Source organism: Nonomuraea sp. NPDC052265 (assembly GCF_044547985.1).
Taxonomy (GTDB): Bacteria; Actinomycetota; Actinomycetes; order Streptosporangiales; family Streptosporangiaceae; genus Nonomuraea.
In genome coordinates, this window is record NZ_JBIUBJ010000005.1 from 335,131 (window position 1) to 354,902 (window position 19,772).

A 19,772-nucleotide genomic window follows, 5' to 3' on the forward strand; every position below is an offset into this window, starting at 1 on the left:
CCCACAGAGGGCGAACGGCCGCCAAGCGGATAAGGCCGCCAGATCAAAGGCGGCAGGTCACAGCCGGCGGATCATCGCCTGCTTGGCCGCCGCGAACTCCTCGTCGGTCAGCACGCCCGAGCGGTGCAACTCGCCCAGCTCGGCCAGGCGGCGCAGCACCGCGTCGTGCGCGTCGCCGCCGGGGGCCGGCGGCTCAAGCTCCGCGGGCACCTCGCGCGGCAGCCGGGCCAGCACCGCCGCGCCGACCAGCGCGGTCGCGCCGCCGAAGCGCTGGATGCCCCAGGAGACGCAGTGAGGGTCCTTCTGCGGGTTGACGCCCGGCCCGTCGCCCTTGAGCCGGAAGCGCAGCGTGCCGTAGCCCAGGCCGGACTGCGGCTTCCACTCCACGCCCACCAGGTCGGCCAGCGGGAACTCCTGCGACCCGGCCCGTTCCTTCTCCGAGCTGGCGAAACCCGACCATTCCAGGCGTACCCGCTCGCCGTCGAAGATCGCCGTGCCGTCGCCCGCCGTGGCGGAGACGGGGATGGCGGGGCCGGGAAGGAGGTAGTGCTCGCAGGGGCCGCTCGGCGTCTGGTTGATCTCCAGGGTGTCGCGGACCTCGTCGGCGAAGTACTGGGCGGCGCCGGCGCGCTCCTTGGGCACCGCCAGCCGGTAGGGGTCGGCGGGCGCGGCCAGCGATCCGGCGACGAGGTCGGACAGGGGGTCTGCGCCGTAGCGCAGGCGAAGGCGCAGCTGACCGCCCTTGCGGCCGGGCTCGAACGCGCACGTCGCGATGGCCTCCAGCGGCACGGCGACCTCGCCGAGCACCTTGCGGAGCTCGTGGACGTTCTTGTCGCCGCCGGGGACGATGCGCAGCATCTCTCCATTGAAGGTCCACGAGCCGTCGGGAACGGCGATCTCGGTCATATTCTCAGCCTAGGACGTCGAGAGGAGCCCGATGAAGATCTTCACGAGCTGGATGTCGTGGGGCCAGGCCGCCGGACCCCTGGCCGAGGCGCTCCCGTCGCAGGCCGTCACGAGGTTGCGCGAGGCGGTGCGCTTCGCGCGGACGCAGCACGGCGTGCAGCAGCGTCCCACCGGGCGGCCGTACGTGGAGCACCTGCTGGAGGCGCTGGAGGTGGCGGTGGCCGGGGCGCAGGTGCGCGACCCCGACGTGCTGACCGCGGTCGTGCTGCACGACGTGCTGGAGGACACGGCGTGCACCGAGCGGGAGCTCGCACGGCGGTTCGGGGCGGACGTGACCGGGCTCGTCCGCTGGGTGACCAGGCCCGCGGGGCATGCGAAGGCCGACCACCTGGCCGCGCTGGCCAAGGCCCCGGCGCAGGCCGTGCTCGTGAAGCTGGCCGACCGGGTGAGCAAGGTGCAGGAGTTGCAGCGCCTCCACTGGCGGTTCCAGAAGAGCTACTACCAGGAGACCGTCTCCTGCATCGTGCCGCTGGCCGCGCCCCACCCCTGGTTCGCCGAGTGGTACGAGGAGTGGCGGCGGCCATGGGCCAGGCGCGTGGCCCGCTACCCGGACTAACCTCCCAGCCGGGCCAGCCGGTTGCGCACGCCGTCGAAGTGCGCGTACACGGCCGACACCGCGGCGGCCCGGTCACCGGCCAGCACCGCGGCGTAGATGTCGCGGTGCCGCCTGGCCACGTCGCCGGGCGGCTCGTCGGGGGCGCCGAGGTGGTCGCGGAGCTGGTGGTAGACGTCCCAGAACGCGCCGAGGAGCTGGCTGACCAGCGGGTTGCCGAGCGGCCGGTAGAGCAGGTCGTGGAAGAGCCGGTCGGTCTCGGGGGAGACCTCGCCGACCTGCGACTCGTGGTCCATGCGGGCCATGACGTCGGCCACCGGGGCGAGGTCGGCCGCCGGGCCCAGGTCGATGAGCCGCTGGACGAGGCCGCTCTCCAGGATCTCGCGGATCTCGATGAGGTGCGCCAGGTTGTTGCGGCCGTTCTGGAGGGTGATGCGGCTGTGGAAGGCCAGCTCGTCCACCAGGCCGGACAGCGACATCCGGCCGACGAACATGCCGAAGCCGTGGCGGATGTCCACGATGCCGACCGCCTGGAGGGCCTTCAGCGCCTCCCTGACGGAGTTGCGGCTGACCCGGAGCTCCTCCATGAGCTCCGACTCCGTGGGCAGCGGGTCGCCCGCGACCAGCCCGCGCCTGACGATCAGGTCTTTGACGCCCTCCTGGGCCTCGACGGCCCGGCTGGGGCGTGCCGGACGCGGGACTGCGGTCATGGAGCTTCCTTTCGTCGTAGGTAACATTCCGGAAATCCTCTGTTGACCTCAAGACGCCCTGGCGTTTAGCGTCCACGTTACGCACAAGATAGGACATGGGATGTCCTACGTTCTACCTTTCCCCCCAGGAGGCATCCGTGAGCTCTGAGTTCAGCCGCCGTGACTTCCTGCGCTACAGCGGGGCCACGGGTGCGGCGGCGTTCATCGCGACCACCCTCTCCGCCTGTTCCGGAGGCCCGGCCTCGACCGGCTCGGTCGGCGCCGGATCGAACAAAGACCTGATCACCGCCGTCATCGGCTACGGCAACGACCAGAGCTGGGACCCGACGCAGACCGCGTCGGCGTTCGCGATGGCCGGGATCAGCCACATCTACGAAGGACTGCTCGACACCGACCCGGTCACCCGGGAGCCGTACCCGGCCCTGGCCACGGCGCTGCCCACCGACCCGAACGCCACGTCCTGGACGTTCTCCCTGCGCGAGGGCGCCAAGTGGCACGACGGGCAGCCGGTCACCGCCGACGACGTCGTGTTCACGTTCGAGCGCATCCTCGGCCCAGACAACGTGCTGACCGGCAACTTCTTCAAGTCCTGGCTCCAGGAGGTGAAGAAGGTGGACGACCGGAACGTGGAGCTGGTCCTCAAGTTCCCCTTCCCCGACGCGGCGCCCCGGCTGACCATCGCCAAGATCATGCCGAAGCACGTGTTCAGCCAGGGGGGCGCGTGGGACAAGGCCAAGAGCGGCATGACGGTCGGCTCCGGGCCGTACAAGCAGACGGCGCACAACCCGAAATCCAACACCACCTTCGAGGCGTTCGACGGCTACAACGGGCCGCGCCCGGCCACCGTCAAGAAGATGAACTGGCTGACCATCGTGGACGCCTCCGCCCGGGTGGCCAAGATCTCCGGCGGCTCGGCCGAGGCGCAGATCGCCGACAACATCCCGTACGCCAACGTCGAGCAGCTCAAGCAGCAGGGACTCACGGTCGAGGGCGGCAAGGGCATGAACCACATGTTCCTGATGTTCAACACCGCCGCCAAGCCCTTCGACGACGTACGCGTCCGCCAGGCCCTGCACTACGCCATCGACAAGCAGAAGATGATCGACGTGGCGCTCAAGGGCCACGGCACGGCCTCCAGCTCCTTCCTCAACGAGGGCCATCCCGACCACCGGCGCGCCTCGGTCGTCTACGACCACGACCCCGACAAGGCCAAGGCGCTGCTGAAGGAGGCGGGGGTGACGAACCTGACGGTCAACCTCATGGCCGTCAACGTGAGCTGGATCGTCGACTGCCTGCCCACCATCGCCGCCTCCTGGGAGGCCGTCGGGATCAAGACCACGCTGGAGCCGCAGGACACGGCCGCGCTGTTCACCAAGATGGACCAGTTCCAGGACTACCAGGTGGTCGCGGCGGCCTCGAACCCCAACCAGTTCGGCATGGACGCCGACCTGATCCTGCACTACAACTACGTGCCCGGCGGCCTGTGGATGAAGTACAGCCACTGGGACGGCAGCAAGGACGCCGAGAAGCTGTTCGCCATGATGGACGCGGCCGGAAAGGAGACGGACAAGGCCAAGAAGGCCGACCAGATCCACGAATATCTGGACCTGGTCGCCGAGCAGGCCGTGCTCTATCCCGTCGTCCACAACGAGCTGATGACCGCCTGGGACCCGAAGAAGCTCTCCGGCATCCGCGCCCAGCCCTACCCCGGCATCAACCTGCTGCAGGCCAAGAGGACATGACGCTCGTACTCAGGATGCTGCTGCGGCGGCTCCTCATCCTGATCCCGCTGGTCCTGGGCGTGGTCGCATTCGTGTTCGTCGTGATGCGCTTCTCGGGCGTCAAGCCCGAGTACGCCTACTTCCAGGGCGCGAACCCCACGGCGGAGCAGATCCACCGCTTCCAGGAGGAGAACGGCCTGCTGGACCCGCTGCCGCTGCGGTACGCGCGCTTCGTCGCCGACCTCGCCCAGGGCGACATGGGCACCAGCGTGCTCACCAAGAAGCCGGTCGTCGAGTCGGTGACGACCGCGCTGCCGCTGACCCTCCAGCTCACGTTCCTCGGCCTGGCCGTGGCGATCGTGCTCTCGCTGGTGTTCGGCGTGACCGCGGCGCTGTTCCGCGACCGCTGGCCCGACCAGGCGATCCGGGTCGTGTCGCTGGTCGGCGTGGCGGCCCCGGCGTTCTGGCTGGCGCTGCTGATGATCCAGTGGCTGGCGGTCGGCCAGGGCCTGTTCCCGACCGGCGGCTACATCAACCCCGCCGACTCCCTCACCGGCTGGCTGCAGTCGATGACGCTGCCCGCGCTGTCGTTGTCGCTGCCGATCGCCGCCCAGCTCACCCGCATCATCCGCACGTCGATGGTCGAGGAGCTGGACCGCGACTACGTGCGCACCGCGATCGGCAGCGGCCTGCCGATGATCGTCGTGGTCGGCCGCAACGTGCTGCGCAACGCGCTGATCAACCCGCTGACCGTGCTCGGCCTGCGCGTCGGCTACCTGATCGGCGGCACGGTGGTGATCGAGACGATCTACGGCCTGCCCGGCATGGGCCAGCTCATGATCAACGCGGTGCGCGACGGCGATCCGGCCGTGGTGCAGGGCGTCGTGCTCACCATCGCGATCGGCTTCATGGTGGTCAACCTGGTCGTCGACATCCTCTACCTGCTGGTCAACCCCCGCCTGAGGAGTGCCGCCTGATGAGAAGCGGACTCACCGAACGCCTGTCCAGGCCCGGCGTCGCCTTCCGGCGGCTGCCCCTGGCGTCGTGGCCGGCGGTCGGCGTCATCGTCGTGGTCGTGCTGGCGGCCCTGTTGGCGCCGCTGATCGCGCCGCACTCGCCGTACTTCCAGGAGGCCGCCGGCGGCGGCCCGTCGGCGGCGCACTGGATGGGCCTCGACAGCGCCAACCGCGACATCCTGTCCAGGCTCCTGTACGGCGCCCGCTGGTCGCTGATCATCGGGCTCGGCGCCACCGGCCTCGCCCTGGTGGCCGGCGCGGTCGTCGGCGCGGTCGCGGCCACCTCGCGCCGGGTCGTGGACGAGACCGTCATGCGCGTGCTCGACGTGATCATGGCCTTCCCCGGCATCGCGCTGGCCGCCGTGCTGGTCGCGGTGTTCGGCGGCAGCATCCCGGTGCTGGTCATGGCCATGGCCTTCCTCTACATGCCGTCCGTGGCCAGGGTCGTGCGGGCCAACGTGATCGCCCAGTACGGCGAGGACTACGTGGCGGCCGAACGCGTCATCGGCGCCCGCACGCCGTACATCGTGCTCAGGCACGTCGCGGTCAACTGCGCGGCGCCCGTGCTGGTGTTCTGCACGGTGATGGTGGCCGACGCGATCGTGTTCGAGGCGTCGCTGTCGTTCATCGGCGCCGGCGTACGGCCGCCGAACCCGTCGTGGGGCAGCGTCATCGCCGACGGCAAGAACCTGGTGCTGCTCGGCGGCTGGTGGGCCACGGTCTTCCCCGGCCTGCTGATCCTGCTCACCGTGCTGGCCCTGAACATCCTGTCCGAGGGCATCTCCGACGCCTGGGCCGCCCCGGTACGCAGGGCCGCCCCCAAGAAGGACGACGCGTTCGAGCAGGCCGCCCCCGGCACCGGCCAGGTGCTCGAACTGCCGGGCCTGGCCGAGGCGGCGCGCCGGCTGGCCGAACGCGCCCGCCCCCTGCCGCAGGGCCGGCCGATCCTCAGCGTCGAACGCCTGCGCATCGGCTTCGAGCCGGGCGTGGACATCGTGGACGGCATCGGCTTCGAGGTGTGGCCCGGCGAGGTCGTCGGCCTGGTCGGCGAGTCCGGCTGCGGCAAGTCGCTGACCGCCCTGACCATCATGGGCCTGCAACCGCGCCAGGCCCACGTCAGCGGGCACGTGCGCTTCGACCGGAAGGAACTGCTGGCGCTGCCGCGCGCCGCCCGCCGCCGCCTGCTCGGCCACGAGATGGCGATGGTCTACCAGGACGCGCTGTCCTCGCTCAACCCGGCCATGACCATCAAGGCGCAGCTCAGGCAGGTCACCCGCAGGGGCGGCCGGCGTACCCCCGCCGAGCTGCTCGAACTGGTCGGCCTCGACGCCCGCCGCACCCTGTCGGCCTACCCGCACGAGTTGTCGGGCGGCCAGCGGCAGCGGGTGCTGATCGCGATGGCGCTCTCGCGCGACCCCAAGCTGATCGTCGCCGACGAGCCGACGACCGCGCTCGACGTGACCGTCCAGGCGCAGGTCATCGAGCTGCTGCTGCGGCTGCGCGAGGAGCTGGGGTTCGCGCTGATCCTGGTCTCGCACGACCTGGCCCTGGTCGCCGACGTCACCGACCGCGTCGTCGTCATGTACGGCGGCCAGATCGTCGAGACCGGCGCCACCGCCGCCCTGGTCGGCGAGCCCGCCCACCACTACGCCCGGGGGCTGCTCGGCGCGGTGCTGTCGCTGGAGTCGGGGGCCGAGCGGCTGACGCAGATCCCCGGCGTGGTGCCCGCGCCCGCCGACTTCCCGGCCGGGTGCAGGTTCGCCGACCGATGCCCGATGGCCACCGCCGTGTGCCGTACGCAGACCCCGGTGCTGGCCGGAGAGGCCAGGCGGCACGCGGTGGCCTGCCACCACCCGGCGGTCGAACTCGTGGGGAGTGAGCGACATGCTTGAGCTGGACGACGTGCACGTCGTGCACAAGGCCCGGTCGGGAGGGCTGTTCTCGCGCGACCGCGTGCACGCCCTGACCGCCGCGTCGCTGACCGTCGCGCCCGGCGAGACCGTCGGGATCGTGGGGGAGTCGGGCTGCGGGAAGTCCACGCTGGCCAAGGTGCTGGTCGGCCTGCAACGGCCGACCTCGGGAAACGTGCGCCTGCACGGCCGCGACCTGTGGACGCTGGCGCAGGGCGAGCGGCGCGCGCTCGTCGGCGGCGGCGTCGGCATGATCTTCCAGGACCCGTCCACGGCGCTCAACCGGCGGCTGCCGGTCGGGCGGATCCTGCGCGACCCGCTCGACGTCCACCGCCACGGCACCCCCGCCCAGCGCGAGGACCGCGTGCGCGAGCTGCTGGACCTGGTCGGCCTGCCCGCGGGCGCGGGCGGCGCGCTGCCCGGCCAGCTCTCCGGCGGGCAGCGGCAGCGGGTGGCCGTGGCCAGGGCGCTCGCGCTCGAACCCGGGCTGGTCGTCGCCGACGAGCCCACCAGCGCCCTCGACGTGTCGGTCCGCGCCCAGATCCTCAACCTGCTGCTCGACCTCAAGGAACGGCTCGGGCTGGCGCTGGTGTTCATCTCGCACGACATCCAGACCGTACGCAGGATGAGCGACCGCGTGGTCACCATGTACCTGGGCAGGATCGTCGAGCAGACGCCCGCGCAGTCCGTGCCGGGGCGGGCCAGGCATCCGTACACGCGGGCGCTGTTCTCCGCCACCCCGGGGCTGATCTCGCCCATCAACCCGATCCCGCTGGTGGGGGCCGTGCCGTCGGCCACCAGGCCGCCGAGCGGCTGCCCGTTCCGCACCCGGTGCTGGCGGGCCGACGACCTGTGCGCGGCCGAGCCGCCCGCCGCCACGCGGGCCGGGGACGACCACCTCTTCCACTGCCACCACCCGGTGGCGGCCGGAGCCACCGACCTAGAGCTGATCCAGGAGCACTCATGAGTTTGACCGGCGTGATCCCCCCGGTCTGCACCCCGTTGACCCCCGGCCACGAGGTGGACGCCGCCTCCCTGACGCGGCTGGTGGACCACCTGCTGGAGGGCGGGGTGGACGCGCTGTTCGTGCTCGGCTCCTCCTCGGAGGTGGCCTATCTGACCGACGCGCAGCGGCGGGTGGTGCTGGACACGGTCGTCGGGCACGTGGGCGGTCAGGTGCCGGTGCTGGCCGGGGTGATCGACATGACCACGCCGCGGGTGCTCGAACACGCCCGTGTCGCGGCGGAGGCCGGGGCGTCGGCGCTGGTGGCGACCGCGCCGTTCTACACGCGCACCCATCCCGACGAGATCCGCACCCACTTCCGGACGATCGCCGCCCGCGGCGGCCTGCCGGTCTACGCCTACGACCTGCCGGTCAGCGTGCACACCAAGCTGGGCGCCGACCTGCTGCTCGACCTGGCCGCCGAGGGCGCGCTCGCCGGGGTGAAGGACTCCAGCGGCGACGAGGGCGGCATGCGCCAGGTCATCCTGGGCCGCCGGGCGCCGTTCAGCGTGCTCACCGGGTCGGAGGTGACCGTGGACTCCGCGTTGTGGATGGGCGCCGACGGCGTCGTGCCCGGCCTCGGCAACGTGGACCCCCACGGGTACGCCGAGCTGTACCGGGCCGCCTCCCGTGGTGACTGGGAGGCGGCCAGGACCGAGCAGGAACGCCTGGTCAGGCTGTTCGAGATCGTCCGGGTCGGCGCGCGCCGCATGGGCGGCAGCTCGGCGGGGCTGGGCGCGTTCAAGGCCGCACTGCACCTGCGGGGCGTCATCGACTGCCCGCTCACCGCGCTGCCGCAGATCCCGCTGAACGACGACGAGACCGGCCGCATCGGCAAGCTGCTGGCCGCCGCCGGGCTGCTGTAGCCGCCGCTCAGAGGCCGTCGGCGTGGGCGGCCCGCTCGTTGGGCACGCAGTGGGTCATCTTCAGCCCCTCCACGTCGCGCGGGCCGTTGTGTCCCAGCTTGACCAGGCGCTCCCGGTCCTCGCCGGTGAGCTCCTGGCCCGCCAGCGGCTCAAGCCGGGAGACGTCGTCCGGGGTGATGCCGAGGCCCTCGCCCACGCGCAGGCCCAGGTCGTCCTCCACGAGGAGGAAGTGCCAGACCATGCGCTCCTGGATGCGCCGGTCGCACCGGCTCAGCGCGTCGACGAAGTTGCGCACGAGGTCGTCGCGCTCCCACTGCTCCATGAGCAGGTAGCGCTGGCCCGCCTGCTTGTAGTCGTTGGTCCTCGGGATGCGCCCGCGCATGACCCGGCCGTTGATGACCGGGCCCTCCTCGTCCAGGGTCGGGTACTCGGCCTCGCGCAGGCCGCCGCGGAGCGAGGGCTCGTAGTTGATGTGCGGGTCCTCGCCGCCGGTGTCGACGAAGTACGCCATCTGGCCGTCGCGCTGGTTGGTCCTGATGGGCGCGTTCCTGGCCTGGTTGACCGGCAGTTGCAGGTAGTTCGGGCCGACCCGGTAGCGCTGGGTGTCGCTGTAGGAGAACGTCCGGCCGACCAGCATCTTGTCGTCGGAGAAGTCGAGGCCGTCCACCAGGACGCCGGTGCCGAAGGCGGCCTGCTCGTTCTCGGCGAACTGGTTGTCGACGTTGCGGTTGAGGACCAGGCGGCCGACCGGCCTGGCCGGGAACTCGTTCTCCGGCCACACCTTGGTGTCGTCGAGCGGGTCGAAGTCCAGCTCGGGGTGCTCCTCGTCGCTCATGAGCTGGACCAGCAGCTCCCACTCGGGGTAGTCGCCGCGCTCGATGGCGTCGTGCAGGTCCTTCGTCGCGTGCCCGAGGTCGCCCGCCTGGACGACCGCCGCGTCCGCCTCGGTCATGCTGCGCACGCCCTGCTTGGGCATCCAGTGGTACTTGACCAGGAACGTCTCGCCCTGCTGGTTGACCCACTTGTAGGTGTTCACCCCGAATCCCTGCATGTGCCGGTAGTCGGCGGGGATGCCGCGCGGGCTGAACAGGTTGACCAGCATGTGCATCGCCTCGGGCGTCTGCGACATGAAGTCGAAGATGCGGTTCGGGTCCTGCCGGAAGGTGACCGGGTCGGGCTTGAGGGAGTGGATGACGTCGGGGAACTTGATGGCGTCCCTGATGAAGAAGACGGCCAGGTTGTTGCCCACGAGGTCCCAGTTGCCGTCCTCGGTGTAGAACTTGATCGCGAAACCGCGCGGGTCGCGGGCGGTCTCGGCGGAGTCCCGGCCGCCGATCACGGTGGAGAAGCGCAGCGCCACGTCGGTGCGCTTGCCGGCCTCCTGGAACAGCCTGGCCCTGGTGTAGCGGCTGACCGGCTCGTCGCCGATCCTGCCGTACGCCTCGAAGTAGCCGTAGCTCAGCGTGCCCCTGGCGTGCACCACCCGTTCGGGGATGCGTTCGCGGTCGAAGTGGCTGATCTTCTCCAGGAACTGGTAGTTCTCCAGCGTCGCCGGTCCACGCGGGCCGACCGTCCGCTGGTTCTGGTTGTCGTAGACGGGATGCCCTTGCCGGTTGGTGAGCACCTCGCGCTCGTCGTCCGACTGCGGACCCTTGCTGGAGACGTCTGTCATCGCACTGTTCCTCTCCCCGGACGAGATCTTCCCCGGCTGCCCTCAAGGCCGGATCGGAAACGGGCAAAACCTCGTCCTCGGGGCGGCTACCTGCTCACGTCGTCGGTGGCCCGGCCGAGCAGGCCCAGGTCGGCCCGGCGGGGCAGGCTCTCCCAGTCGCCCTGCGAGGTCACCGCGAACGCGCCCGCCGCGCAGGCGGTGTCCAGCCGCCGTTCCGGCTCGGCCCCGGCCAGCCAGTCGGCCAGCCACCCGGCCGCGAAGGCGTCCCCGGCCCCCACGGGGTCCACCTCCGTCACCCGGTACGGCCGCGCCCGCCGCAGCACCCCGCCCGACAGCTCCAGCGCGCCCTCGGCCCCCGACTTGACCAGCACGTACGAGGGCCCGAGCGAGGCCAGCGCCTCGGCCAGCTCCGCCGGGTCCTCGACGTCGGCGATCAGGCGGCCCTCCGGCACGGTCGCGAACAGCACGTCCACCCCGCCGACCGTCTCCCGCAGCCAGGCACCGGCCTCCTTCGCCGCCCACAGGGCCCGGCGGTAGTTGACGTCCAGCGAGACGAGCACGCCGGCCGCCCGCGCCACGGCGATCGCGTGCGCCACGGTCTCGCGGGCCGACGGCGACAGCGCCGGGGTGATCGCGGAGACGTGCAGCACCCGGGCCGAGGAGATCAGCGCCGGATCGAGGTCGCCCGGCCGCAGCCGGGACCCGGCGCTGTCCTTGCGGTAGTAGCGCACGTCCACGAGATCGGCCGTGCGCCTGCCCTTGATCATCAGTCCGGTGGGGGCGTCCGGGTCGGCGACCGCGCGCACGTCCACGCCCTCACCGGCGAGCGTGGCCCGGATCAGGTCGCCGAACTCGTCGTCGCCCACCCGCCCGGCCCACGTCGCGCGGTGGCCGAGCCGGGCCACGCCGATCGCCACGTTCGACTCGGCGCCGCCGAGCCCCAGGTCGAAGTCGCGGGCGAAGCGCAGCGGCCCGGTACGCCGGGCGGCGAACAGCGCCATGGTCTCGCCGAAGGTCACCAGTTCGGTCATGTGGTCGGCCTGCCCAGCTTTCTGGAGATCCGCGACGCCGCCCCGGCCACCAGCGGTCCCAGCTCCCGCACCCGCGCGGCGGGGATCCGCGAGGTGAGCCCGGAGACCGAGACGGCGGCGACGACGGCGTCGTTGTGGTTGAAGATCGGCGCGGCGACGCAGCGCACCTCGGGCTCGTTCTCGCGGTCGTCCACCGCGTAGCCGCGCCGCCGGATGTGGGTCAGCTCGGCGCGCAGCCGGTCGGGGTCGGTGATGGTGTGCTTGGTGATCGGTTCGAGCGCCAGCCCGGCCAGCGCGTCCTCCGGCTGCCAGGCCAGGATCGCCTTGCCGACCGCCGTGGCGTGCACCGGGCCGCGGCTGCCGATGCGCGAGGCCATCCGCACGTTCGTCTCGTTCTCCACCTTGTCGATGTAGACGACGTGGGGGTGGTCGTAGACGACCAGGTGGACGGTCTCGCGCACCTCGCTCATCAGCCGGTGCGACTCCTCGGCCGCGACCGCGCGCAGGTCGAGCGTGGCCAGGTACGCCTGCCCGAGCTGGAGGGTGCCGTGCCCCAGCCGGTACGCCCCGGTCCTGCGGTCGCGTTCGAGCAGCCTGGCCTCCACGAGCGGGACGGTCAGCCGCAGCACCGTGCTCTTGGACAGGCCGACGGCCTCGGCGAGCTGGGTGAGCGACAGGCCGGTGTGGCCGCGTACGTGGTCCAGGACGGCCAGGGCCCGCCGGAGCGAGGCGGACTGGTTGCGTTCGGGCACGAACGTCACCATATTCGATGAAATTTCGCGAAATGCAGCACCCTGTTGTGCAGTGCACAACATCTTCTGACAAGTCTTCTCGACCCCTGGACGAATTCCTAGTGTCTGCGCTCAGGAGGTAATAGTGAAGTTTCTTTACTTTGCGCGGCCGGAACGGCCCTGCTCACGCTGGCCGCCTGCGCACCCTCGACCGCTCCCGCCTCCGGCGGCGGCGACGAGCGGACGGGGACGCTGCGCGTCTGGCTCTTCGACGAACCCAACCGCGCCCCCAAGGACAAGGTCGTCAACGAGGCGATCAAGGAGTTCACCGCCGCGCACGCGGACGTCAAGGTCGAGGTCACCTACATCCCCACCTCGCCCGCCCGGCACGAGAAGTTCAAGGGCGCCTTCAACGACCCGGCCAGCTCCCCGGACGTCGCCGAGTACGGCAACACCGACCTCGCCGAGTACGCCGCCGCCGGCGGTTTCGCCGACCTCACCGCCGACCTGAAGGGCCTGGACCTGACCCCCGACCTGGTCAGGTCGGCCTCCGTCCAGGGCGGGCAGTACGGCCTGCCCTGGTTCATCGGCATCCGCGCCCTCTACTACCGCACCGACGTCTTCGACGAGCTGGGCCTGAAACCGCCCACGTCGCTCGCCGCGCTGACCGAGACCGCCCGCACGATCCGAAAGAAGAAGCCCGACCTGTACGGCATCGCCGTCGGCGGCGAGTACACCTTCGGCGCCCTGCCCTTCGTCTGGGACGCCGGCGGCGACATCACCTCGCTCGACTCGCCGCAGTCGCGCAAGGGCGTCAAGGCGTACACGGACCTGCTGACCGACGAGGTCTGCCCGCCGCAGGCGTGCGTCTCGCTGACCGGCGGCAGGACGGTCGAGCTGTTCGCCGGTGGCAAGGCCGCGATGGGCATCCTGGGCAACTTCAACCGCTCGGCCGTGGACGCCGGCGCGGCGGCCGGCAAGTACGCCGTCGTCCCGCTGCCCGGCGCGGCCGAGGGCTCGATCGCGCCCGCCTTCGCCGGCGGCAACAACCTGGGCGTGCTGAAGAACGCCGGTCACCGCACCCTGGCCGCGGACTTCGTCAAGCTCCTGGGCGGCAAGGCGTACCAGGCCAGGATGTACGACGCGATGGGCAACCTTCCGACGCTCACCTCGGCCCGCGACGAGCTGGCGGTCAAGGACCCGTTCGTCAAGCCGTTCCTGGACACGGTGGCCAAGGGCACCCGGTTCGTGCCGATCGATCCCGCCTGGGTGAAGATCGACAACGGCAAGGTCATCCCCACGATGCTGCAGAAGGTGGCGACCGGTCAGTCCACGGTCGAGCAGGCCACCACCGAGGCGGCCGCGGCCGTCAAGACCGCCTTCGGCCGCTCGTGAGCCGAGGTACGACCGCCCGCCGCGGGCGTCCCTGGCTCTATCTGCTGCCCGCGGCGGCCGTGCTGGTCCCGATGTTCGGCTATCCGGTCTACATGCTGGGCCTGCTGTCGGTCTTCGACTACCGGCAGGCGCAGGTCAGCGGCGGGCAGCCGAGCACGTTCGTCGGGTTCGGCAACTACGCCGCGCTGCTCGGCGACCGGCGGTTCTGGGAGGTGCTGGCGCAGACCGTGGGGTTCGCGGCGGCGCTGGTCGTCGCGACGCTGGCGGTCGGCGCGGCCCTGGCCGTGCTGCTGACCAGGACCGGGCCGGTGCCGAGGACGGCCCTGTCGCTGGCCGCGCTCGGCGCGTGGGCGGCGCCCGCGATGACCGGCTCCACCGTGTGGATGTTCCTGTTCGACGCCGACCTCGGCCTGGTCGACCAGGTGCTCGGGATCGACGGGTTCAACTGGTTTTACGACCGGTGGGTCACCTTCGGCGTGGTCGGCGCGACGGTCGTGTGGCACTCGTTCCCGCTGGTGATGATCACCCTGTACGCGGGCATCCGGGCCGTCCCCGCCTCGGTGCTGGAGGCCGCCGCGCTCGACGGCGCCTCGGCCTGGCAGGGATTCTGGCGGATCATCGTGCCGATGTTGCGGCCACTGGTCACGATCGTGGTCATCCAGTCGGTCATCTGGGACTTCAAGATCTTCACCCAGATCTACGTGATGACCAACGGCGGCGGCGTGGCCGGGCAGAACACCGTGCTCAACGTCTACGCCTACCAGATCGCCTTCGGCTCCTCCGAGTACGGCCTCGGCTCGGCCGTCGCCGTCGTCATGACGCTGATCCTGCTCGTGATCACCCTGTTCTACATCCGTGCGCTGCGGCGCAGTGGGGAACGCCTGTGAACCGACGACGTCTTCTGCCCAACACGGTCGCGCTGGTGGTCGCCTTCCTCACCGCGTTCCCGCTCTACTGGATGGTCCTGTCGGCGCTCAAGCCCGCGGGGGAGATCCAGTCGCTGGAGGTCAGGCCCTGGACGTCGCACCCGACGCTGGACAACTTCGTCCGCGTGCTGACCGGGGAGAACTTCGCCCGCTACCTGCTCAACAGCGCGATCGTGGCGCTCGTCGTGGTCGTGTTGTCGGCCGGGATCGCCTTCCTGGCGGCGGTGGCCGTGACCAGGTTCGCCTTCCGGTTCAGGACGACCGTGCTGATCATGTTCCTGGTCGCGCAGATGGTCCCGGTCGAGGCGCTGACGATCCCGCTGTTCTTCGTGGTCAGGGACCTGGGGCTGCTCAACACGCTGGCCTCGCTGGTGGTCGTGCAGCTCGCGTTCACGCTGCCGTTCGCGATCTGGATGCTGCGCGGGTTCGTCGCCGGGGTGCCCGAGGCGCTGGAGGAGGCCGCCATGATCGACGGGGCCGGCCGCGCGACCGTGCTGTGGCGCATCCTGTTCCCGCTGGTCGCCCCCGGCCTGGTGGCGACCAGCGTGTTCTCCTTCATCACCGCCTGGAACGACTTCGTCTTCGCGCGGACCTTCATCATCTCGGCCAAGGACAACCAGACCCTGCCCGCGGCGCTGCTCGTCTTCTTCAAGCCCAACGAGAACGACTGGGGCGGGATCATGGCGGCCTCGACGCTGATGACGATCCCGGTGCTGATCTTCTTCGTGGCGGTGCAGCGGCGGCTCGTGTCAGGGCTTGGAGGGGCGGTCAAGGACTGAGACGTCGTGCCTGTCGCCGGGGGCGAGGAACTCCAGCAGCAGCCGCGCCTCCCGCTCGACCTCGTCCAGCTCGCCGATCGGCGTCCACTGGTGGACGTTCAGCGTGGAGACGCCCTTGGCCCTGGTCACCGTCCAGTCGCCGGCGGTGACGCCGTCCACCAGGATGATCCGGGGGACGACGTTCGTGCCCATGAACGACCCCTGCATGACGGCCGCGCCGCGCTCGCTGATCACCCGCGAGCGGTCGGCGTGCGACAGGAACAGGTTGTCGAAGTCGTACATCAGCCGCACCGGCGCCGGGACGTCCTCCGGCGGCCGGACGGCCTCCGGCAGGTCGTACAGCGTCCGGCCGGCGGCGTCCCTGAAGCGGACCAGGTCCATGGACTCGACGACCTCGCCCAGCCGGGTCAGCCCCGACCAGGTCTGCGCGTCCTGCACCGAGGCCGGGCCGAACGCGGCCAGGTAGCGCCGGACCAGCTCGGCGGGCGTCATCTGCGGCACCCCGGCCCCGCCCAGCCACGACTCGGCCGTGGTGTGCGCGACCGGCCCGCTCCTGCCCCACAGGCCACGCGGCGGCACCTGGACCAGCGGCAGCAGCCAGCGCACGCCCTGGCCGAGCGCGTGCTGGTCGTGGTCCGGCCACCGCTCGGCCAGCGCCCGCCCGAGGTCGGCGAAGGTCATCGGCCGCTCCTCCAGCAGCGCCCGCCCGGTCGCGGCCAGCTCGTCCAGGTCGACGCCCGCCAGCCGCCTGCCGAACGTCGTACGGGTCATGCGCTCGGTGACGACCTGCAACAGCGGCCGCATGGCCAGGCAGTCGCGGGCGGTCACCAGGTGGATGGTGGAGCGTTGCAACGCGATCCGCACCAGCTCGCGGGAGGCCAGCAGGCCGGAGGCGTCCTCGGGCTTGAGCCCCTCCATGCGGTTCCACAGGCCGACGTACCACGTGTGGGGGGTCTGCGCCTGGAGGCCGCCGAGCCGCTCGACGACCTCCTGCACGCTCCCGCCGCCGCGGCGCAGCAGCAGTTGCCTGTCGAGGGTGGCCCGGTTGAGCGCGCGCTGGGAGATGAGGGGATCCATGGGGACAAAGGTAGGGGCTATTGCGGCCGTTCCCGGACCTCGATGGGCGGGGCGTCCGTGAGGGTCAGAGCGAGTTCAGCGCCGCCGAGAACGCCTCGACGGTCGCGGCGATGTCCTCCTCGGTGTGCGCGGTGGACAGGAACCACAGGCCGCGCGGCACCATGTTGATCCCGCGGTCGAGCAGTGCGGCGTGCAGCCGGCCCATCATGGCCCGGTCCGTCGCCGCGAAGTCGCGGTAGTCGCGCACGGCGGGCGCCTCGGTGAAGTAGGTCTGGAAGACCGGTCCCGGCCCGTCGACCAGCATCGGGACGCCCGCCTTGGCCGCCGCCTCCGACAGGCCGCGCATCAGCTCCCGGCCGCGCGCGTACAGGGTGCCGTACACCTCCTCCCGCTGCTCGTCGAGGATGCGCAGGGTCGCCTCGGCGGCGGCGATGCCGATGGGCTGGGAGTTGAACGTGCCGGCGTGCGCGACCTTGCCGGAGGAGATGGCATCCATCACGAAGGCGCGTCCGGCCAGCGCCGACACCTGCATCCCGCCCGCCATCGCCTTGCCGAAGACCGACAGGTCCGGGGAGACCCCGAGATATTCCTGGGCGCCGCCGGGAGCGAGCCGGAAGCCCGTGATGATCTCGTCGAAGACGAGCAGGCTGCCGTGTCGGTCGCAGAGCTCGCGCACGGCCTGGAGATAGCCGGGATCGGGCTCGATGGCGCCGGTGTTGCACAGCACCGGCTCGGTGACCACGGCGGCGATCTGCCCCGCGTGCTCGTCCATCAGCCGGGACAGGGCGTCGATGTCGTTCCACGGGCAGATCACCAGGTCGGCGGCCTCCGGCTGACCCGCCGTACCGGGTACGGCGACAGGGCGGTCGGCGGGCCCGGCGGCCTCCAGCGCAGGATGCACGCTGTAGAGGACCGGGTCCAGCCAGCCGTGGTAGTGCCCCTCGAACTTGAGGATCTTGGGCCGCCCGGTGAAGCCGCGCGCCAACCGCCAGGCGGCGTGCACGGCCTCCGAGCCCACGGTGTTGAACCTGACACGCTCGGCCGAGGGCACCATGGCGCAGAGCCGTTCGGCCACGCGGGCCTCGGCCGCGTGCTGGGCGGAGTAGACGATGCCCCTGGACACCTGCGCGGTGACGGCCTCGACCACTGCGGGTGGACAGTGGCCGAGCAGCGCCGGTCCCTGACCGAGCACGTAGTCGAGATAGGTGTTGCCGTCGACGTCCCAGAGGCGCGCGCCCGCCGCCCGGTCCACGTAGAGCGGAACGCCGGCCATGCGGCGGGCGTCGCTGGAAACGCCGCCGGCGAGGTGGCGCTGGGCGGTGGTGTACAGGGCGCGGCTGACGTCCAGAGTCCGGGTCATGGCCACCATCAAACGGTGATATGTCGCCGGGCGACAAGAAAGAGGGCAAGAAACAGGTTGTCAGCGCAAATTTCGGTGCTTGTGGTGGTCGCGGGCCCTTGATGGGGTTGCGGTCATGTTCCTTGGACGTATTCGGCGAACTCCCTCCGGCCCGGTCGAACTGGTGGCCCTGCACCCGGACGGCGGTCTGCTCAGCCTGGCCGACCTCGGCGACGACCCGGTGGCCGCCCTGAGCGCGTACGGACTCGACCGGCTCACCGAGCTGGTGGACGAACGTTCGTCAGGGCCTCTGCTGGACCAGAGCGCGGTGCTCTTCGAGCCTCCGGTGGCCACCTGCACGAAGATCTGCTGTTTGGCCCTGAACTACCAGGCCCACGCGGAGGAGAGCGGCATGGAGGTGCCGCCCGAGCCGGTGTTGTTCTTCAAGCCGCCATCCGCGCTCACCGGCCACAACCGGCCGGTCGTGGCGCCCGCCCGTACCCGCCATCTGGAGCACGAGGTGGAGCTGGCGGTCGTCGTCGGCCAGGTCACCAGGGACCTGCCCGCGGAGCGGTGGCGGGAGGCCGTGGCCGGCTACACCGTGATCAACGACATGACGGCCCGCGACCTGCAACTCGCCAACATCGCCAGGAACGCTCCGTGGGACCAGTCGAAGGGGTTCGACACCTTCGCGCCGGTCGGCCCCTTCCTGGCGACGGTGGACGAGGTGCCGGATCCGCAGGCGCTGGAGCTCGTCCTGGAGGTCGACGGCGAGGTCAGGCAGCAGGCGAACACCAAGCAGATGGTCTTCGATCTCCCCCGGCTGATCGAGGACCTGTCCGACGGCATGACCCTGATGCCCGGAGACCTGATCGCCACCGGAACCGTGGCCGGAATCGCGCCGCTCAAGGACGGCGACACCATGCGGGCCACGGTCGCGGGGGTCGGCACGCTCGTAAATACGGTCAAATTTCGGTCCGCCTAAAGTAGGGGCATGGACTACGCTGTGGCCGCCCTGGTGGACATCGATGACTACATGGTCTCCGAGCAGGCGCGGGGGAGGCCGTGGGCGCGCCGCCAACTCCAGCACGCCGACCAGGTGGTGCGGGCGGCCACCCGCAGCCGCCCCGGGGCCACCTGCCGGCCGCAGCCGCCCGAGGAGTGGCTCGTCCTGCTGACCGGAGCCGACCCCGATGCCCTCATGAGCGACGCGGCGGCGCTGGCCGAAGAGGTGCGCGCGTGCATGGTACGCGAGACGGCGTGGACCGCCACCGTCAGCTTCGGCCCGCCGAGCCCGGCGGGCGGTGGGACGGCCGAGCACGACGCCAGGCTGGCCAACGACTACAAGCTCGTGCTCGGCGGCGACCGGGTGATCGCCCGGCCGTCGTCCGCGCGGGCGCCGCTCGCGCCTCCCGTCCGCATCGAGCAGGAGCTTTCCAGACGGGTACGCGCCGGCGACCGCAACGGTGCGGCGGGTCTGCTCGCGGGATGGGTGGACCGGTGTGCCCGCGAGCGGGACGTGGACCCCCGGACGCTGCGCAACTGGCTCATCGGGCAACTGCTGTTCGTGGTGGACGTGGCCAACCGGTCCAGGCTGACCGACGGCTCGACCGACTGGGTGGAGGCGTGCGCCCGGCTGCCGATCGAGGACATTGTCTCGGTCGGCGACATTCACGAGCGCTCCTACCTGCACATCTGGCTGCGCGAGACGCTCGGCCGGCTCATGCCGCAGCCTCCGCGCCGGGACGTGCTCGCGCTGGCCGAGGCGTACCTGGCCGAGCACTACACCGATCCGGGGCTGCGCCTGACGACGGTGGCGGAGGCGGTCAGCGCGAGCCCGTTCTACATCTCGCACCTGTTCGCCGAGGAGCGCCGCACCACCTTCCTGCGGCACCTCACCGGCCTGAGGTTGCAGCACGCGCGGCGGCTGCTGACCACCTCACCGCTGCCCATCGACGTCATCGCGGCCCGCACCGGCTACCAGAGCGCGAAGGCGCTGCGCGGCGCGTTCCGGCGGCACGTCGGCTGTTCCCCGACCGAATACCGCAGGGCCGGCCTCCGGCCCGGCTCGTGATGG

18 protein-coding genes are annotated in these 19,772 nt (G+C 71.1%); 11 read left to right on the forward strand and 7 right to left on the reverse strand.

The genetic code is table 11. The annotated features are described in order from the left end of the window. Nucleotides 1-57: 57 nt before the first annotated feature. Nucleotides 58-906: a DUF4429 domain-containing protein gene (locus ACIHAD_RS18530; protein WP_397355694.1), complete on the reverse strand. Its 849-nt coding sequence runs from the start codon at nucleotides 904-906 to the stop codon at nucleotides 58-60. A gap of 31 nt (nucleotides 907-937) precedes the next feature. On the opposite strand from ACIHAD_RS18530, the gene ACIHAD_RS18535 reads away from it, so the two are divergent. Continuing rightward, nucleotides 938-1,522 (forward strand): HD domain-containing protein, encoded by a 585-nt coding sequence (locus ACIHAD_RS18535; RefSeq protein ID WP_397355695.1) that lies wholly within the window; start codon nucleotides 938-940, stop codon nucleotides 1,520-1,522. On the opposite strand, the gene ACIHAD_RS18540 is transcribed toward ACIHAD_RS18535, so the two are convergent. Further along, nucleotides 1,519-2,229, reverse strand: a complete 711-nt coding sequence (locus ACIHAD_RS18540) for a FadR/GntR family transcriptional regulator (RefSeq protein ID WP_397355696.1) — start codon at nucleotides 2,227-2,229, stop codon at nucleotides 1,519-1,521. The two genes, ACIHAD_RS18535 and ACIHAD_RS18540, sit on opposite strands and share 4 nt — an antisense overlap. 137 nt (nucleotides 2,230-2,366) lie before the next feature. On the opposite strand from ACIHAD_RS18540, the gene ACIHAD_RS18545 reads away from it, so the two are divergent. The 5 genes from ACIHAD_RS18545 to ACIHAD_RS18565 are packed head-to-tail and all read left to right on the forward strand — an operon-like array spanning nucleotide 2,367 to nucleotide 8,745. Beyond that, nucleotides 2,367-3,971 carry an ABC transporter substrate-binding protein gene (locus ACIHAD_RS18545; RefSeq protein ID WP_397355697.1) on the forward strand — a complete coding sequence of 535 codons (1,605 nt, stop codon included), beginning with the start codon at nucleotides 2,367-2,369 and terminating at the stop codon, nucleotides 3,969-3,971. Continuing rightward, nucleotides 3,968-4,927 (forward strand): ABC transporter permease, encoded by a 960-nt coding sequence (locus ACIHAD_RS18550; RefSeq protein WP_397355698.1) that lies wholly within the window; start codon nucleotides 3,968-3,970, stop codon nucleotides 4,925-4,927. Before ACIHAD_RS18545 ends, ACIHAD_RS18550 begins: the two co-directional genes overlap by 4 nt. Next, a complete protein-coding gene (locus tag ACIHAD_RS18555) occupies nucleotides 4,927-6,858 on the forward strand; it encodes a dipeptide/oligopeptide/nickel ABC transporter permease/ATP-binding protein (protein WP_397355699.1) in 1,932 nt (643 codons plus the stop codon). Before ACIHAD_RS18550 ends, ACIHAD_RS18555 begins: the two co-directional genes overlap by 1 nt. Beyond that, on the forward strand, nucleotides 6,851-7,843 hold the full coding sequence (locus ACIHAD_RS18560; RefSeq protein WP_397355700.1) for an oligopeptide/dipeptide ABC transporter ATP-binding protein: 993 nt from the start codon (nucleotides 6,851-6,853) through the stop codon (nucleotides 7,841-7,843). Before ACIHAD_RS18555 ends, ACIHAD_RS18560 begins: the two co-directional genes overlap by 8 nt. Beyond that, a complete protein-coding gene (locus ACIHAD_RS18565; RefSeq protein WP_397355701.1) occupies nucleotides 7,840-8,745 on the forward strand; it encodes a dihydrodipicolinate synthase family protein in 906 nt (301 codons plus the stop codon). Before ACIHAD_RS18560 ends, ACIHAD_RS18565 begins: the two co-directional genes overlap by 4 nt. A gap of 7 nt (nucleotides 8,746-8,752) precedes the next feature. Here the strand turns inward: ACIHAD_RS18565 and ACIHAD_RS18570 are convergent, their stop codons facing one another. From ACIHAD_RS18570 to ACIHAD_RS18580, 3 genes are all read right to left on the reverse strand, one after another. Beyond that, on the reverse strand, nucleotides 8,753-10,417 hold the full coding sequence (locus ACIHAD_RS18570; RefSeq protein ID WP_397355702.1) for a catalase: 1,665 nt from the start codon (nucleotides 10,415-10,417) through the stop codon (nucleotides 8,753-8,755). Nucleotides 10,418-10,503: 86 nt separating this feature from the next. After that, the gene (locus ACIHAD_RS18575; RefSeq protein WP_397355703.1) at nucleotides 10,504-11,448 is read right to left on the reverse strand and encodes a sugar kinase; all 945 of its coding nucleotides are present in this window, start codon (nucleotides 11,446-11,448) and stop codon (nucleotides 10,504-10,506) included. Then, the gene (locus ACIHAD_RS18580) at nucleotides 11,445-12,200 is read right to left on the reverse strand and encodes an IclR family transcriptional regulator (protein WP_397355704.1); all 756 of its coding nucleotides are present in this window, start codon (nucleotides 12,198-12,200) and stop codon (nucleotides 11,445-11,447) included. The genes ACIHAD_RS18575 and ACIHAD_RS18580 overlap by 4 nt, the downstream gene beginning before the upstream one ends. A gap of 294 nt (nucleotides 12,201-12,494) precedes the next feature. On the opposite strand from ACIHAD_RS18580, the gene ACIHAD_RS18585 reads away from it, so the two are divergent. The 3 genes from ACIHAD_RS18585 to ACIHAD_RS18595 are packed head-to-tail and all read left to right on the forward strand — an operon-like array spanning nucleotide 12,495 to nucleotide 15,279. After that, nucleotides 12,495-13,574, forward strand: coding sequence for an extracellular solute-binding protein (locus ACIHAD_RS18585; protein WP_397355902.1), 1,080 nt, complete (start codon nucleotides 12,495-12,497; stop codon nucleotides 13,572-13,574). After that, on the forward strand, nucleotides 13,571-14,461 hold the full coding sequence (locus ACIHAD_RS18590) for a carbohydrate ABC transporter permease (protein WP_397355705.1): 891 nt from the start codon (nucleotides 13,571-13,573) through the stop codon (nucleotides 14,459-14,461). The genes ACIHAD_RS18585 and ACIHAD_RS18590 overlap by 4 nt, the downstream gene beginning before the upstream one ends. Continuing rightward, nucleotides 14,458-15,279, forward strand: coding sequence for a carbohydrate ABC transporter permease (locus ACIHAD_RS18595; RefSeq protein WP_397355706.1), 822 nt, complete (start codon nucleotides 14,458-14,460; stop codon nucleotides 15,277-15,279). The genes ACIHAD_RS18590 and ACIHAD_RS18595 overlap by 4 nt, the downstream gene beginning before the upstream one ends. On the opposite strand, the gene ACIHAD_RS18600 is transcribed toward ACIHAD_RS18595, so the two are convergent. Continuing rightward, nucleotides 15,250-16,356: a winged helix DNA-binding domain-containing protein gene (locus ACIHAD_RS18600; protein WP_397355707.1), complete on the reverse strand. Its 1,107-nt coding sequence runs from the start codon at nucleotides 16,354-16,356 to the stop codon at nucleotides 15,250-15,252. The genes ACIHAD_RS18595 and ACIHAD_RS18600 overlap by 30 nt on opposite strands. A gap of 64 nt (nucleotides 16,357-16,420) precedes the next feature. Next, the gene (locus ACIHAD_RS18605; RefSeq protein ID WP_397355708.1) at nucleotides 16,421-17,716 is read right to left on the reverse strand and encodes an aspartate aminotransferase family protein; all 1,296 of its coding nucleotides are present in this window, start codon (nucleotides 17,714-17,716) and stop codon (nucleotides 16,421-16,423) included. A gap of 115 nt (nucleotides 17,717-17,831) precedes the next feature. Here ACIHAD_RS18605 and ACIHAD_RS18610 point away from each other — a divergent pair, with 115 nt between their 5' ends. Beyond that, on the forward strand, nucleotides 17,832-18,680 hold the full coding sequence (locus ACIHAD_RS18610; protein WP_397355709.1) for a fumarylacetoacetate hydrolase family protein: 849 nt from the start codon (nucleotides 17,832-17,834) through the stop codon (nucleotides 18,678-18,680). A 9-nt stretch (nucleotides 18,681-18,689) separates the two neighbouring features. Continuing rightward, complete coding sequence (locus tag ACIHAD_RS18615) at nucleotides 18,690-19,769, forward strand: helix-turn-helix domain-containing protein (protein WP_397355710.1); 1,080 nt, start codon at nucleotides 18,690-18,692, stop codon at nucleotides 19,767-19,769. The last annotated feature ends 3 nt before the right edge of the window (nucleotides 19,770-19,772 follow it).